Origin of the sequence: Lactococcus sp. DD01, assembly GCF_001578715.1 — a bacterium.
Taxonomy (GTDB): Bacteria; Bacillota; Bacilli; order Lactobacillales; family Streptococcaceae; genus Lactococcus; species Lactococcus petauri.
Window position 1 is genome coordinate 21,301 of the sequence record NZ_KQ968939.1, and the last position, 13,833, is coordinate 35,133.

The following is a 13,833-nucleotide window of genomic DNA, read 5'->3' on the forward strand; positions in this document are numbered from 1 at the left end:
ATGCCAGAAGAAGAAGGTATCTTCCAAAAAATTGCTGCTGGTGGCGTTAAAATCACAGCCCAATTGGTTCCAAGTGAGCCCGCCATTGACTTTATGGAAAAACTTAACAAAATAGGAGAACGATAAAATGCATTTAACAGTCCTACAAATCATTTTAATTACAATTTTTGCCTTTATTGCTATCAATGATTCATTGATTTCGAATTCGTTGACTCAGCCAGCTATTGCCGGTATGATTTCTGGTTTAATTATGGGAGATTTGAAAACTGGTTTAATGGTTGGTGGTACCCTTCAGCTTATGCGCTTAGGTATTGCAGCATTTGGTGGAGCTTCTGTACCTGACTATTTCACAGGTGCCGTCCTTGGTACAGCATTCGCTATTATTTCAGGCAAAGGCGCAGCTTATGGTATTGGTTTAGCTGTTCCTGTCTCACTTCTGATGCTCCAACTTGACGTTGTGGCACGTTTCTGTAATGTCTTCCTGCTTCACAGAGTTGACAAAGCTATTGATAAAGAACAATACGGCCGTATTCCACGTTTGGTTCTCTCTGGTTCATTTCTTTGGGGACTATCTCGTGCTATTCCCATCTTACTCATGCTGATCGTTGGTGATGCTGCTGTAACAACCTTGACCAATGCAATGCCTGAATGGTTGATGACTGGTCTTCAAGTTGCTGGGGGCACATTGCCTGTTGTCGGTGTGGCGATACTCTTGCGTTATTTGCCAACGAAACAATATATTCCCTATCTTATGGTCGGTTTCTTCCTTGCAGCATATTTACAAGTTCCGATGATGGGGATTGCGATTGTCGGAGTAGTCGCAGCACTCTTGGTGTTCAAACGTGACAGCGCAAAGCCTGCACCAGCTGAGGCAGGCACAACAAATGGCCAAAACTTTGAAGGAGGCTTTGACGGTGATGAATAACAATAAAGAAGTAATTACAAAAAAAGATTTAAATAAAATTAGCTGGCGTTATATCTTGGGAAGTCAGCTCAACTGGAACTATGAACGTATGATGAGTTCAGGTTATCTTTATGGCATCATGCCTGTTCTGAAAAAGCTTTACAAAGACGATAAAGAACTCAAAGATATGGCTAAAACGCATAACCAATTCTTCAATACCAATGCTATTTTTGGTAATTTGATTATGGGGATTGATGTAGCCATTGAAGAAAAAGAAGGTTATAAAGCGAAGGAAACTGTGGCGGCTTTGAAAACGGCCCTCATGGGATCACTTGCAGGTGTCGGAGATTCACTTTTCCATGTTATTTGGGGAACAATCTTTGGTTCTGTTGCAGGAACTTTAGCTCAGCAAGGTTCGACTGTCGGCTGTCTCCTTTGGATTGCTGCAAATATTGCCTTGCTCTTTGGTCGCGCTGCTTTACTTCCACTAGGGTATAAACAAGGGGTAAAATTAGTAACCACATTAAAAGATAAACTCTCTGCCTTTACTAATGCGGCAACTGTTCTAGGTGTAACTGTTATTGGCGCTTTAATACCAACGGTTATCAAGGTAGCTACGCCACTGGTTTACACAAATAACGGTGTTAAGTTAGAAATGCAAGCAACATTAGATGGAATCTTGCCAGCCTTAATCCCAGTTTTGCTCACATTGTTAACTTACTGGATGTTGGGCCAAAAGAAATTGAACTCTACACGTGTTATTTGGTTGGTTTTAATTTTCACGATTGTTTTCAGTGCACTTGGCATTTTAGGGTTACCTGTACCGCCAGCAAAATAAAACACAACACACATTGTATAAGGCATTCGTCTTGCACGGTGTGTGAAGAATTTTCGGATGACTTACCTCACTTACACAATTCCGAGTCATTGGAAAATTTTTCATAGACCGTATAAGAACAAAAGGTTCATATTGCATATGAACCTGCTTTTTAATAAGAAAAGGAATAAAAAATGACAGATAATATTTTAAAATTATTCAGCATGGAGGGAAAAATAGTCCTTATCACTGGAGGGGCACATGGGATTGGATATTCTCTTGGTATTGCTTATGCCCAAGCAGGCGCAAAGATTGTTTTTAATGCCAGACATCAAGCGGGAGTAGAAACGGGTTTAGCAGCTTATGAAAAAGAAGCCATTAAGGCTTATGGCTACGTCTGTGATGTCACAGATGAAACAGCAGTTGCGGCTATGATGCAGCAGATTGAAGAAGAAGTTGGAAGTGTAGATGTTCTGGTGAATAATGCGGGCATTATCGCACGACAATCGATGCTTGACATGACAGCGAACGATTTCCGAAAGGTTGTAGATGTTGATCTCACAGGTCCTTTCATTATGTCGAAAGCCGTGCTTCCTGCGATGATTAAAAAAGGAGGCGGCAAGATTATCAATATTTGCTCCATGATGTCCGAGCTGGGCCGTGAAACTGTTTCGGCATATGCCGCAGCCAAGGGCGGTTTGAAAATGCTGACGAAGAATATCGCCTCTGAGTATGGTAAATATAATATTCAGTGTAATGGTATCGGCCCTGGATATATTGCTACCGAACAAACGAAACCACTGCGAGAACGACAAACAGATGGTTCTCGTCATCCTTTTGATGCCTTTATTATTGCGAAAACCCCGGCTGAACGTTGGGGGAAACCGGAGGATTTACAAGGTGCAGCTGTCTTCCTTGCTTCAGATGCTTCCAACTTTGTAAATGGGCATATCCTATATGTCGATGGCGGTATCCTTGCCTATATCGGCAAACAACCTGAATAAAGAAAATGGAGAAACAAAGAATGATAAAAATTGAACTGCTTAATAAGGACAAAGAAAATATCTCTGGTAAATTTGATCATGAGAAAGAGTACGCACCATTTATGGCTCAAGGCAACCAACTTTGTACACTAGGAATCAAGGAATATGTGTATCAGATGGGAGATAAGATTCGTGTTACAGTAGATGAGGTTCCAGGTTATTATATGGTTCAGATGGATGAAACTCTTGCGCCATCACTCCTTTATTTTACTCAAGAAGAATGGTTATATGAAATCCCTTTAACAGAAAATCTGCGAAAGTCCTCTGTGGAGACGGCCTTCAAATCCGCACGCCATAGCTTGACCGTGCGCAAAGCCCATCCTTTTGAAATTTCAAACTATCAAAATCTTTCTTTTAATGCGCATGATCAAAAAGAAAACTCAGGCGTATATCCGCATGCTTCGGCCAATGTCGAAACACGTGATGAGTCGGTCTTTTTCGCGAAAAATGCCATAGATGGTAAATGCGCTAACCTATCACATGGTTCATATCCTTTTGCCTCATGGGGAATTAATCAGCAGGCTGATGCAGAATTAACCATTGATTTTGGCCGTCATGTTGAAGTGGATCAGCTGAACTTACTTTTCCGCTGTGATTTTCCACATGATAGTTATTGGCAAAGTGTCGAAGTTACATTTTCAAATGGTAATTGTATGAGCTTTGACACAGAAAAGCAGGCAGAGTATCAAAACTTTAAATTTCCGACACAGCAGACCACTTTTATCAAACTGGGTCATTTAAACAAGGCACAAGATGATTCGCCCTTCCCAGCGCTGACCCAAATTGAAGTTTTTGGAAAAAACCAGCCTGTTCAATAAGACTATACCTATCCCTTGCAAAGTCATGGGATATTTTCATCAGAAAAGAGATAAAATGCGAGAAAAGAAATTAAAAGCTTTAAAATGGGATTCTTATGAAGAAATCACGCAGGGGTTCAAACTTATGCTTGAACCGCTCAAAGTAAAAATGAATGGTTCTGGTCATATCGACTTGGGACACAATCACGGTGCTATCTATGATGAGGAGACAAGTCAGATGGAAACCTTTAGCCGTTTGGTCTGGGCGATTGGTCCTTATCTCAGTCAAAATGAAGATGTTTTTCTCACAGAAGAAATTCGTGCTTCCTTTGTAGCGGGAACAGATCCTACAAGCAAGCATTATTTTGGCGTGCTCGCCAACTATGACCAAAAATTTGTCGAAATGGCAGCTTTAGCGACCTGTTTGCTGCTTAACAAGGAGACCATCTGGCAGGACTTTAGTCTGCAAGAAAAAGAAAATATAGCCCACTGGTTCCTTCAAATCAACCAACGAAAAATCCCCAAAAATAACTGGCGTTTTTTCCGTATCTTGGTCAATGTCACCATGAAAAACTTGGAGATGCCTTATTCTCAAGAAATAATCGATCAAGAGTTTGCCTTCATTGACAGCTGCTATCAAGGGAAGGGATGGTATTGTGACGGTAAGGCAAGTCAGGTGGATTATTATATTCCGTGGGCATTTCATTACTATAGCTTGCTCATCTCAAAATTTTTAAATCCCCATGAAGATGCTGAACGGCTTAAAAAGATTAGGGAAAGGGCAACTTTATTTGCGCAAGATTATCAGTATTGGTTTGACCGAAAAGGACGAGCAGTGCCTTTTGGCCGAAGCTTGACTTATCGTTTTGCACAGGGCGCTTTTTGGTCAGCCTTAGTTTTTGCGGATTTGGAAGCTTTGCCTTGGGCAAAGATTAAAGCACTCTTTTCAAATCATATGCAAGCTTGGTTTCGGGAGGCAATTTTTATTGAAAATGGCATTTTAAATGTTGGTTACGCTTATCCCAATCTCAATATGGCCGAAAATTATAACGCAGCAGGTTCACCTTACTGGGCTTTTAAAGCATTTTTACTCTTGGCAGTTGATCGTAAACATCCTTTTTGGCAAGCCGACAAACAGTTACCACGCTTATCACGCAAACGAATCGCCTCTAAAGAAATGCGAGCCTTGATTGAACACAGCGCCCATTCGGAGCAGGTTATGTTTTATCCAGCTGGGCAGTTCATCGAAAATCAGAGTCATGCACCAGCCAAATATGGTAAGTTTGTCTATTCGACACAGTTTGGTTTTAGTGTACCCAAAGGCGCTTATTTTTACGCTGAAGGCGCTTTTGATAATACCTTAGCGCTGAGTGAAGACGGGCTGTACTTTCGAGCACATGCCCAAGATGATTCTTTTGAAATCTTCGAAGATCGTGTGGTGCATTACTGGTCACCCATGCCAGCCGTTCACATCAAAAGTACGATTATCCCTTTAGGTCAAGCGCATCTGCGTATCCACGATATCCAAACAGACAAAGTATTGTGTGTAGCAGAAGGCGGTTTTTCCACAACGATTGAGGAAAGCTCAACTTTTTCTGATAATAAATTTGCCCAAATAGACACGCCATTAGGGAGCAGTAGTATCAGAGCAATCAAAGGCTATGACGAGGCAGACATTGTTCGGCCAGAAGTGAATACCAATGTGTTGTATCCACGCAGTATTTTTCCTTGTCTTCAGGGAAAGATTCAGCCCGGTCAACATCGCTTGATAAGTCTCATAACTGGAACAGTGGTACAGGAGCAAGATTCAAAATGGAGCACAGTAAGTGAAAAATAACTTTTTTCTTATTATTTTTTTCAAAGTATCGTATAATAAGGGCATATGACTAAAAAAGTAACGATCAACGATATCGCAAAGTTAACTGGGGTATCAAAATCAACCATATCCAATTTTTTAAATGGTAAATTTGCAGGGATGTCAGAAGAGACACGGCAACGGATTCAAGATAAAATTGAAGAGCTCGACTATCGTCCGAACCGTCAAGCGCGTGCTTTAAAGTCAAGTTACTCTTCACTTATCGGGATTTCAGTAACCGACATTTCCAATCTTTATACATCACGTTTATTAAAAGGGATGATGGAAAGATTGCAAAATACCAAGTACCATACGCTTATCATGAACTCGGACCTTGATGAAGAGTATGAACAATACAATATCGAAAAATTACTAGACGAGAAAGTTGACGGTATCATCCTTCAACCTCTTAAAGCTGCAGCGACGGATTACAAGACGATTGATTCAGACTTGCCTTTAGTCCAAGTTGACCGCTATCTTCAACCCCTTATTTGGCCAGCTGTTATTTCTGATAATGGTGATCAATCAAAAAGATTAGCGGAAAAGATTGTCAAAGAAGGCTATCAAAGGATTGTCATCTTAACACCGCCAATGCAGAATTCTTCAACTCGTCTAAAACGCTATGAGGGAATTACCGAAGCAATAAAAGATACGGATATTGAACTGGAAGAAGTATTTACTGAAGAAGTTAAAGACCTCTTTACTAGTGATCCAATGATTTGGGAAAAAATTGAGCCTTTCTGTAAAGACGATAAAAAGACAGCCATCTATGCCTTCAACGGCGGTCTGCTTTATGGTGCTATTAAAATTCTGAAAGATAAGCAAATTGCTGTGCCAGAACAAGTGGGAGTGGTAGGTTATGATGATGGAGCTTTGGGAGAGCTGATTAGCCCAGGATTGACTGCTATCGTTCAGGATCCCGTAAAGATAGGCTACACAGCTGCGGATCTTTTGGTCAAAAATATCGAAGCCAAAGCGCAAAAAGCAGAACTTACAGTCGTTGACTCAGATCTAAAAATCAGACATTCACTATAAAAATATCAAAGGAAAAATATCCTTTGGTATTTTTTTATTTTTTATACTTGACAAAACAACTGAAAGCGAATACAATAGATGTTAGTAAATCGGTTTAGTAAATCGGTTCATCAATTTTATAAATTACAAATAAAAAAGGAGCATCAAATGAACAATCAAACAATGGATACACGTTATACGCACTCACCAAAGGATATTGCGAAATTTACGACACAAGAGCTGCGCGAAGAATTTGCAGTAGAGACCATCTTCGAACCTAACTTTATTCATTTGGTTTATTCGCACAATGACCGCTTGATTTTTGGCGGAGTTGAACCGACAGAAAAACCTTTGGAAATTGTTCTGGATAAAGTTCTTGGAGTTGAATATTTCTTAGAACGTCGTGAACTTGGTGTCATTAATATTGGTGATGATGGCAGTATTATCATCGACGGCCAAGAAGATGAAGTTTTACACCGTGATGGCTACTATATTGGAAAAGGGACAAAGGAAGTTATTTTCAAATCTAAAGATCTGCAAAACCCAGCAAAATTCTACGTGGCTTCAGCTCCAGCTCACCAAAAATACCCGAATAAAAAAATCGCTCTGGCCAATATTAATCCTTTAACACCGGGTGATGATGAACATATGAATAAACGCAAAATCAACCAATATGTTCACCCAAACCAAGTCGAATCTTGCCAACTCCAAATGGGTTTAACATCACTTGCTCCTGGTTCTGCATGGAACACTATGCCTTGTCACACACATGAACGTCGTATGGAAGCTTATCTGTACTTTGAATTGCCAGAAGACAATGCCATTTTCCACTTCATGGGTAAACCCGAGGAAACAAAACACTTAGTGCTGCAAAACGAACAAGCGGCAATCAGTCCAAGTTGGTCCATCCACACAGGTGTAGCCACAAGTAATTACTCTTTTATTTGGGCAATGTGTGGTGAAAATATCACTTATGACGATATGGATATTGTTCCAATGAACGAACTTAAATAATAAAAAATAAACGAAAGCAGAAAGAGAAGATTATGACTGAGAATATTTTAAACGCCTTTTCACTGGAAGGAAAAATCGCCCTTGTAACAGGAGCGACTTACGGTATCGGCTTTGCCCTTGCATCAAGTTATGCCAAAGCGGGAGCAACGATTGTATTTAATGACATCAACCAAGAAGCAGTTGATCGCGGTATGGCAGCTTACCAAGAAGCAGGCATTACAGCACACGGTTATGTTTGTGATGTGACTGATGAAGCAGGAATTGATGCAATGGTTGAGCAAATTGAAAAAGAAGTCGGCATTATTGACATCTTGGTCAACAATGCCGGTATTATCAAACGTACACCGATGATTGACATGTCAGCCGCTGATTTCCGTCAAGTGATTGATATTGATTTGAATGGTCCATTTATCGTTTCGAAAGCAGTTATTCCAGGTATGATGAAGAAAGGTGGCGGTAAAATTATCAACATCTGTTCAATGATGTCAGAGCTTGGTCGTGAAACAGTTTCAGCCTATGCTGCTGCTAAAGGTGGTTTGAAGATGTTGACGAAGAACATTGCCTCAGAATACGGAAAATACAATATCCAATGCAATGGTATTGGCCCTGGCTACATTGCGACACCCCAAACAGCGCCCTTACGTGAATTACAAGAAGATGGTTCACGTCATCCTTTTGATTCCTTTATCATTGCCAAAACGCCAGCAGAGCGTTGGGGAGAACCAGAAGATCTTGAAGGTCCAGCAGTCTTCTTGGCTTCGAAGGCTTCTGACTTTGTCAACGGTCATATTCTCTACGTAGATGGCGGAATCTTAGCCTACATTGGTAAGCAACCATAAAATAAAGAGCTGAACCTTGGAGAAAGAATTATGCCAAAATTTATAACAATAGGCGAGCCTCTAGTCGTGATGGCCTCACAAGATGTGGATGTCAGCTTAGATGAAGCAGTACATTTCAAGAAATACCTCGCAGGAGCAGAATTTAATGTTGCACTTGGTATCAAACGTTTAGGTCACAGTGCGGGCTATGTATCCAAAGTTGGGGCAGATACTTTTGGACGGTTTATTACTGAGGCTGCACAAGAGGCAGAGCTGGATACGCAAAACTTGATTTACGATGAAAACTTTTTGACAGGTGTTTATTTGAAACAATGTGTGAGTACGGGGGATCCGGTTACTTCATATTTTCGTAAAAATTCAGCTGCTTCAAACTTGAAGATAGATGAGATTGATTTATCTACTTTAGCAGATGTTCAGATTGCTCATCTTTCAGGGATCTTTCCAGCATTATCGCCCAGAACACTTCAAACTTTTAGAGCGTTTAATGATAAGCTGCAGGAAAATAAAGTCTTCACGGTATTTGACCCAAACCTTCGTCCAGCGCTTTGGAAAAATCAAAAAGAAATGGTAGATACTCTCAACAACTTAGCGAAGAACAGCCAAATCGTTTTACCGGGTATTAATGAAGGCCAGATACTGATGGGTTCAAGCCAACCAGAAAAAATTGCTGATTTTTATTTGAGCCAAAGCAGTCTAACCGAAAGTGTTGTAGTGAAACTGGGCGCTGAAGGCGCATTTGTCAAAACGAAAGCTGGTGCTACTTATACCGTTTCTGGCTTTAAAGTGGACAAGGTCGTTGATACAGTAGGCGCAGGCGATGGCTTTGCTGTCGGCTTAGAATCTGCTTTACTTGAAGGTAAAACGCTGGAAGTTGCTGTACATCGTGCGTGTGCTATTGGCGCTTTGGCAGTTCAAAGTGCGGGGGATAGTGAAGGATATCCGACACGTCAGGAACTTATGGATTTCTATAAGAGTCAGAATTATCAAGGAGATTTATAATGCAAAGAGCAGAATTATTGGAAAAGGTGATTAAGTCGGGTGTTGTTTCAGTGGTACGCGCAGATAGTGCCGAAGATGCCGTCAAAATAGTAGAAGCAGTTGTAGACGGTGGGATTAAAAGTATTGAGCTGACTTATTCGGTACCTCGTGCAAACGATGTAATTGCTGATCTTGTAGCTACATATGCAGGAACTGATGTGATGATTGGTGCAGGGACTGTTTTAGAAGCGACCTCAGCACGTTTAGCAATTATTGCCGGTGCTCAATTTATTGTGAGTCCAACTTTTAACAAAGAAGTTGCTAAAATCTGTAACCTGTATCAAATCCCTTATATTCCAGGAGTGATGACCCCATTAGAAGCACAAACCGCGATGGAATATGGCTCTGAACTCATCAAGCTTTTCCCAGGAGATATTGCAGGAGCTGCGATGATTAAGGACCTCAAAGGTCCTTTCCCTTACATCAATGTGATGCCATCTGGTGGTGTTAATGAATCAAATGTGGCAGAATGGTTTAAAGTCGGAGCGACTGCTGTAAGTGCAGGAGGTGGTGTGACAGCACCGGCCTTAACGGGTGATTTTGCAGGCGTTAAAGTGAATGCTGAGAAGTTTATGCGGGCCTATGAAGCCGTAGGAAAATAGATGAAAAGCTTATATCGTTTTGATATAAGCTTTTTACTTTCATTCCTTTTCTAAAAGAATCCGTTTAATCTCCCGAAGCTCTCTTTTAGTACGGCTTTGGTCAAGTGCTAATGACAAAACACCAAGAGCTAAGAAAAAATTTGCGATTTCGGATAGGATTGTAAATAATTCAGTCATTGATTATCCTTTAGCCTATCTGTATTTAATTTTACTCTTGTCATTGTTGTTTTTCCTCTCTATCAAGCTTTTTTCTCAAGATAAAATATATTTATCTAAAATATTATCACATTTTAAGTGTTTTAATTTTTAAAAATTCATTGAAAGATGAAGAAAATTATTCTACAAATATGGAGGGAGCTAACAATATAACAGCGCGATTACTTTGTGAAGCTAAGAAAATTCTAATGTGTTGATGCGATGATTTCCGGAGTAATATTAGTAAATGAGTCAACCCACTCGCCCCGCATAAACATAATATTCCTCAACATCCTCTTCTGAAACTTCCGCATCATTACTCCAAGAGAAACGCTGTGCGGCGATTCTTTTTAAGCCTTTCTTCTCGTAAAAAGGATAGTTGGAATAGCTGTCTGTAAGTAGGAAGAAGGTTTTTGCTTTATTTTCTTTTAAGTAATCAAGGAAAAGCTGATAGAGTGTGCTTCCAAGACCTAAGCCTTTGTAGTTCTCATTTAAGATTAAGAGGTTTAAGGCAGCATCAAAGGTTTCCTTGCTTTGCTGTATAAGTTCCTCATTGAGCTTCATGGTTTCCAAGTAAAAGTCAAAAACGGTTTCTGGTTTTCCTTGGTTGATAATTAAACTCAGCGCTTCAAGTTGGCGATATCTTATTCGACTTTTGGGAAAGAGATTAGGAGTGAGGGCAGTAGCGACAACGCCGATAATTTTCCCCTTATCTTTAGCGACAAAGACTTTTGTAGAGGTCAAGAGGATTGTTTCAAGAAAAAAATCAGCCATAGGCAAGACATTTTCTTGTTTATTCCACTCTTGATAAGCCCAAGTGTCGATAATTAATTGATTGATATCCGCAAGTTCGGCTTCATCTATATCCACCAATTCTGTAAATATTATGTTGTCTTTATTCATATCTTTTTGCCACAATAGCGTTGGTTACAGTGACTTGTGCCACTAAAACCTCACGCGCATCTGTAAACTTCAGCTCCCACACATGTGTACGCCCACCTTTGTGCAGAAGAAGACCTTGAGCAAAGAGTATTCCTGCTGCTTTAGTTGGGTTCAAATGATTGCCATTGACCGCTTGGCCGACAGCAAAATGTTTATCGTCAAGCAAGAGATTACTTGCCATACCAGCAGCAACCTCAGCAAAGGCCAGCGTTGCACCACCATTTAAGAAACCTTGAGGTTGCGCGTGAAAGTTTCCTAAAGGCATTTGAGCGGTAAAACCTGTTGGGGTTAAAACCAGCTTTTGAATACCCAGTTGTTCAATTAAATTCATGTAAAAATCTCCTTTTTCACGGTGTAATATTCAAGTGCTGCTTGATTGATAGATACACCCAAGCCCTTGCCACGCGGTCTATTCATCTTGCCTTCAATAAATTTAATCTCTGGTACGATTAAATCTTCCGTAAAATAATAGGACGAATCTGACAAATCCCCTGGCATGATATTGTCGCTTAAAGTGGCCAGTTGTGTATGCAATATCTTGGAAATACCACTTTCGACCATACTGCCAATCCAGAAGGAAATGTTATTTTTCCGGCAAAAGGCGATAGCTTCTTTTGTTTGATAAAGTCCACCTAAGCGGCCAATTTTGATATTGAGCATGGTTTTCCCCTTAAGTTGAGAAAGAGTCTGTAAATCACTCCAAGTTAGGACATTTTCATCAAAACAGATAGGTGTTGAAAGCTGCGGAAGAATGTCTTTATAATCTTCGAGATTATCAGTAGCAAAAGGCTCTTCAATGCAGACAAGTCCAAATTGATCGAGCTTTATCAGCGCTTCGATATTTTCAAGGGCATAAGAACGGTTGGCATCAACAGCCCATTGGAGCTGAGGATAATGCTCCACAGCATATTGGATGCGTTCAAAACCATCTGTGGGCTTAATTTTAAGCTTTATTCTTTCCACACCTTGGGCGATTAAGGCTTCGATTTTTTCAGGAAGCTGCTCAAAAGGCACATCGCCCAAGACGGCCCCACGGGATAAAGCTTCTGTCAATGGCTCAGGAAAAAGGGCAGCGATTGTATTTTTTCCTTGAGTTTTGTAATAAAGGTCCAGCAAGGCATTCTCCAAACCTGCCATTGCCATCGGTAAGGGTTGCTCAAAAAACTCATGAATCTCAAAGGGATGTGTGAAGTTTGCTGTCATTACTTTTGGAATGTAAGTCTGCGACAAGCATTCCCATGAGCTGTCAAATGTTTCTTGCGTGTAGAAAGGTGTGGTGAAGCTTACGCATTCACCATACCCTTGATGGCCGGTTTCGTCTTCGACAATGATAATAATGGTGTCACGCTGCTTCAGCTCACCTTTGGCTGTCTTGAAGTTAAACTTCATCGGAAGTTGGACGTGATTCAAACTAATCGATCTAAGCTTCATGTTTTAAATTTTTCCTAAGGATTTTGCCTGAGGCATTTTTGGGTAGAGCATTCATTTTGATAATCTGACGGGGAAGTTTATACTTGGCCAGACGTTGACGCAAAAAGCTTGTAATTTCTTGTATATCGGGCGTCCCAGCGTAGAAAAGAAGTGGCACTTGACCCCAAGTCTGATCTTCCTGCGGGACAAGCGCACATTCGATAATTCCCTCTAAGCTATAGAGTAAATCCTCAATCTCTTTGGGATAAATATTTTCTCCACCGGAAATAATGATATCTTTACGACGATTGAGAATATAAAGGAAATTGTCCTTATCAAGATAGCCAATATCTCCAGTGTTGAATAGATGAACGTCCTCTTGATTAAGATAACCTTTCATGAGCATTGGCGATTTTAGATGTATTTCGCCAGCCTGATCAGCATCAGGGTTTAAAATTTTAATCTCCACGCCAGGAAGTGCTTGACCGACAGAAGTTAGCTTGTCCGGATGTTCCAAAATGTTGAAGGTAACAGATTGGGAAAAAGTTTCGGTCATCCCGTAAGTTTTGTAGACAGGTAGACCTTGTGCAAAACATGCCTGTATCAAAGGTTGGGGAATAAATTCCCCCCCTAACAAGAGGACGCGAAGACTTTTGGCAGCAATTTTTTCATGAACACGTTTAAGCATGGTCGGTACCATGGAAACCATATTGACCGAGCTGTTATTAATTAGTTTAATCAACTCTTCCTCATCGAAAGAAGCACGTATGGTGGCCTGAGTGGCATTATAGAGGCTGCGCATGATGATGGATAGACCACTGACATGAAACATGGGGAGAACGACAAGCCAGTTGTCTTCTGGAAGAACGCCCATGGTTATTGCAGAAGCAGCCACATGTGCCGCAAGCATTTTCCAAGTGATAGGTACTGATTTGAACTTTCCAGTTGTCGCACTGGTGTTCATGATCACAGCAATTTTCTCTGGCACTGGCTGCCAATTGAGCACAGCTCTGCTGGTTTCTAAAGAATGGATATCAGAGAAAGACAAGTCTGCTGGATAGGTTTGCTGGTCCGAAGCAATCAGCAGCTCCACATCAAGTTCAGTCAGTTGCTCTCGGATTTCATTAGCTGTAAGATGGGTGTTGAGCAAGAGGACTTCCTTATCCAAAGCCAACAGCGCAAAGAGCACAATTGCCATCTCTGGCGAATTTTCTGAAAGAAGAGCTAGGCGGTTGTGCCTAGCTGTTTCTTTGTTTAAATGTTGGGCTGTCTGAACAGTTTTATCGTAGACTTCTTTAAAAGTCAGTTGATTTAAGAAAAGTTTATTTGGCGATTTTTCAGCCTGTTCTTTTAACCATTTCAT

The 13,833-nt window shown here is 40.7% G+C and carries 15 protein-coding genes and 1 pseudogene; 11 read left to right on the plus strand and 5 right to left on the minus strand.

Going from position 1 to position 13,833, the window contains the following annotated elements; all coding sequences use genetic code 11:
* From LACDD01_RS12160 to LACDD01_RS00140, 11 genes and pseudogenes are all read left to right on the plus strand, one after another.
* Positions 1-126, plus strand: a pseudogene (locus LACDD01_RS12160) (PTS mannose/fructose/sorbose transporter subunit IIAB); the annotation flags it as partial.
* 1 nt (position 127) lies between these two features.
* Positions 128-925 (plus strand): PTS mannose/fructose/sorbose/N-acetylgalactosamine transporter subunit IIC, encoded by a 798-nt coding sequence (locus tag LACDD01_RS00095; RefSeq protein WP_019294114.1) that lies wholly within the window; start codon positions 128-130, stop codon positions 923-925.
* Positions 918-1,742, plus strand: a complete 825-nt coding sequence (locus LACDD01_RS00100) for a PTS system mannose/fructose/sorbose family transporter subunit IID (RefSeq protein ID WP_061412413.1) — start codon at positions 918-920, stop codon at positions 1,740-1,742. Before LACDD01_RS00095 ends, LACDD01_RS00100 begins: the two co-directional genes overlap by 8 nt.
* 173 nt (positions 1,743-1,915) lie before the next feature.
* Positions 1,916-2,725: a gluconate 5-dehydrogenase gene (locus tag LACDD01_RS00105; protein WP_061412416.1), complete on the plus strand. Its 810-nt coding sequence runs from the start codon at positions 1,916-1,918 to the stop codon at positions 2,723-2,725.
* A gap of 20 nt (positions 2,726-2,745) precedes the next feature.
* Positions 2,746-3,582, plus strand: a complete 837-nt coding sequence (locus LACDD01_RS00110; RefSeq protein WP_061412419.1) for a hypothetical protein — start codon at positions 2,746-2,748, stop codon at positions 3,580-3,582.
* A gap of 55 nt (positions 3,583-3,637) precedes the next feature.
* Positions 3,638-5,398: a DUF2264 domain-containing protein gene (locus tag LACDD01_RS00115; RefSeq protein WP_061412422.1), complete on the plus strand. Its 1,761-nt coding sequence runs from the start codon at positions 3,638-3,640 to the stop codon at positions 5,396-5,398.
* Between the two features lie 45 nt (positions 5,399-5,443).
* Complete coding sequence (locus tag LACDD01_RS00120; RefSeq protein ID WP_061412425.1) at positions 5,444-6,451, plus strand: LacI family DNA-binding transcriptional regulator; 1,008 nt, start codon at positions 5,444-5,446, stop codon at positions 6,449-6,451.
* Positions 6,452-6,598: 147 nt separating this feature from the next.
* Positions 6,599-7,444, plus strand: coding sequence for a 5-dehydro-4-deoxy-D-glucuronate isomerase (gene kduI, locus LACDD01_RS00125; RefSeq protein ID WP_061412428.1), 846 nt, complete (start codon positions 6,599-6,601; stop codon positions 7,442-7,444).
* 32 nt (positions 7,445-7,476) lie between these two features.
* Positions 7,477-8,283 carry a gluconate 5-dehydrogenase gene (locus tag LACDD01_RS00130; RefSeq protein ID WP_061412431.1) on the plus strand — a complete coding sequence of 269 codons (807 nt, stop codon included), beginning with the start codon at positions 7,477-7,479 and terminating at the stop codon, positions 8,281-8,283.
* A 30-nt stretch (positions 8,284-8,313) separates the two neighbouring features.
* Positions 8,314-9,282, plus strand: coding sequence for a sugar kinase (locus LACDD01_RS00135; RefSeq protein WP_061412434.1), 969 nt, complete (start codon positions 8,314-8,316; stop codon positions 9,280-9,282).
* Positions 9,282-9,923, plus strand: coding sequence for a bifunctional 4-hydroxy-2-oxoglutarate aldolase/2-dehydro-3-deoxy-phosphogluconate aldolase (locus tag LACDD01_RS00140; protein WP_019335434.1), 642 nt, complete (start codon positions 9,282-9,284; stop codon positions 9,921-9,923). Before LACDD01_RS00135 ends, LACDD01_RS00140 begins: the two co-directional genes overlap by 1 nt.
* Positions 9,924-9,962: 39 nt before the next feature.
* Here LACDD01_RS00140 and LACDD01_RS11940 read toward each other — a convergent pair whose 3' ends face one another.
* The 5 genes from LACDD01_RS11940 to menE form a co-directional block, all read right to left on the minus strand.
* Complete coding sequence (locus tag LACDD01_RS11940) at positions 9,963-10,100, minus strand: hypothetical protein (RefSeq protein WP_019294124.1); 138 nt, start codon at positions 10,098-10,100, stop codon at positions 9,963-9,965.
* A 270-nt stretch (positions 10,101-10,370) separates the two neighbouring features.
* Positions 10,371-11,021, minus strand: coding sequence for a GNAT family N-acetyltransferase (locus LACDD01_RS00145; protein ID WP_061412437.1), 651 nt, complete (start codon positions 11,019-11,021; stop codon positions 10,371-10,373).
* Positions 11,014-11,391, minus strand: coding sequence for a PaaI family thioesterase (locus LACDD01_RS00150; protein ID WP_019293219.1), 378 nt, complete (start codon positions 11,389-11,391; stop codon positions 11,014-11,016). The genes LACDD01_RS00145 and LACDD01_RS00150 overlap by 8 nt, the downstream gene beginning before the upstream one ends.
* Positions 11,388-12,491 carry an o-succinylbenzoate synthase gene (menC, locus tag LACDD01_RS00155; protein ID WP_061412440.1) on the minus strand — a complete coding sequence of 368 codons (1,104 nt, stop codon included), beginning with the start codon at positions 12,489-12,491 and terminating at the stop codon, positions 11,388-11,390. Before menC ends, LACDD01_RS00150 begins: the two co-directional genes overlap by 4 nt.
* Positions 12,481-13,833: an o-succinylbenzoate--CoA ligase gene (gene menE, locus LACDD01_RS00160; RefSeq protein ID WP_019335438.1), complete on the minus strand. Its 1,353-nt coding sequence runs from the start codon at positions 13,831-13,833 to the stop codon at positions 12,481-12,483. Before menE ends, menC begins: the two co-directional genes overlap by 11 nt.

Bases quoted from the DNA above. Each gene is read 5' to 3' on its own strand.
- LACDD01_RS00100 (WP_061412413.1), top strand. From the start codon at position 918: ATGAATAACAATAAAGAAGTAATTACAAAAAAAGATTTAAATAAAATT.
- LACDD01_RS00150 (WP_019293219.1), bottom strand. From the start codon at position 11,391: ATGAATTTAATTGAACAACTGGGTATTCAAAAGCTGGTTTTAACCCCA.
- LACDD01_RS00140 (WP_019335434.1), top strand. From the start codon at position 9,282: ATGCAAAGAGCAGAATTATTGGAAAAGGTGATTAAGTCGGGTGTTGTT.
- LACDD01_RS00115 (WP_061412422.1), top strand. From the start codon at position 3,638: ATGCGAGAAAAGAAATTAAAAGCTTTAAAATGGGATTCTTATGAAGAA.
- LACDD01_RS00105 (WP_061412416.1), top strand. From the start codon at position 1,916: ATGACAGATAATATTTTAAAATTATTCAGCATGGAGGGAAAAATAGTC.
- menE (WP_019335438.1), bottom strand. From the start codon at position 13,833: ATGAAATGGTTAAAAGAACAGGCTGAAAAATCGCCAAATAAACTTTTC.
- LACDD01_RS00110 (WP_061412419.1), top strand. From the start codon at position 2,746: ATGATAAAAATTGAACTGCTTAATAAGGACAAAGAAAATATCTCTGGT.
- kduI (WP_061412428.1), top strand. From the start codon at position 6,599: ATGAACAATCAAACAATGGATACACGTTATACGCACTCACCAAAGGAT.
- LACDD01_RS00135 (WP_061412434.1), top strand. From the start codon at position 8,314: ATGCCAAAATTTATAACAATAGGCGAGCCTCTAGTCGTGATGGCCTCA.
- LACDD01_RS00145 (WP_061412437.1), bottom strand. From the start codon at position 11,021: ATGAATAAAGACAACATAATATTTACAGAATTGGTGGATATAGATGAA.
- LACDD01_RS11940 (WP_019294124.1), bottom strand. From the start codon at position 10,100: ATGACTGAATTATTTACAATCCTATCCGAAATCGCAAATTTTTTCTTA.
- menC (WP_061412440.1), bottom strand. From the start codon at position 12,491: ATGAAGCTTAGATCGATTAGTTTGAATCACGTCCAACTTCCGATGAAG.
- LACDD01_RS00130 (WP_061412431.1), top strand. From the start codon at position 7,477: ATGACTGAGAATATTTTAAACGCCTTTTCACTGGAAGGAAAAATCGCC.
- LACDD01_RS00095 (WP_019294114.1), top strand. From the start codon at position 128: ATGCATTTAACAGTCCTACAAATCATTTTAATTACAATTTTTGCCTTT.
- LACDD01_RS00120 (WP_061412425.1), top strand. From the start codon at position 5,444: ATGACTAAAAAAGTAACGATCAACGATATCGCAAAGTTAACTGGGGTA.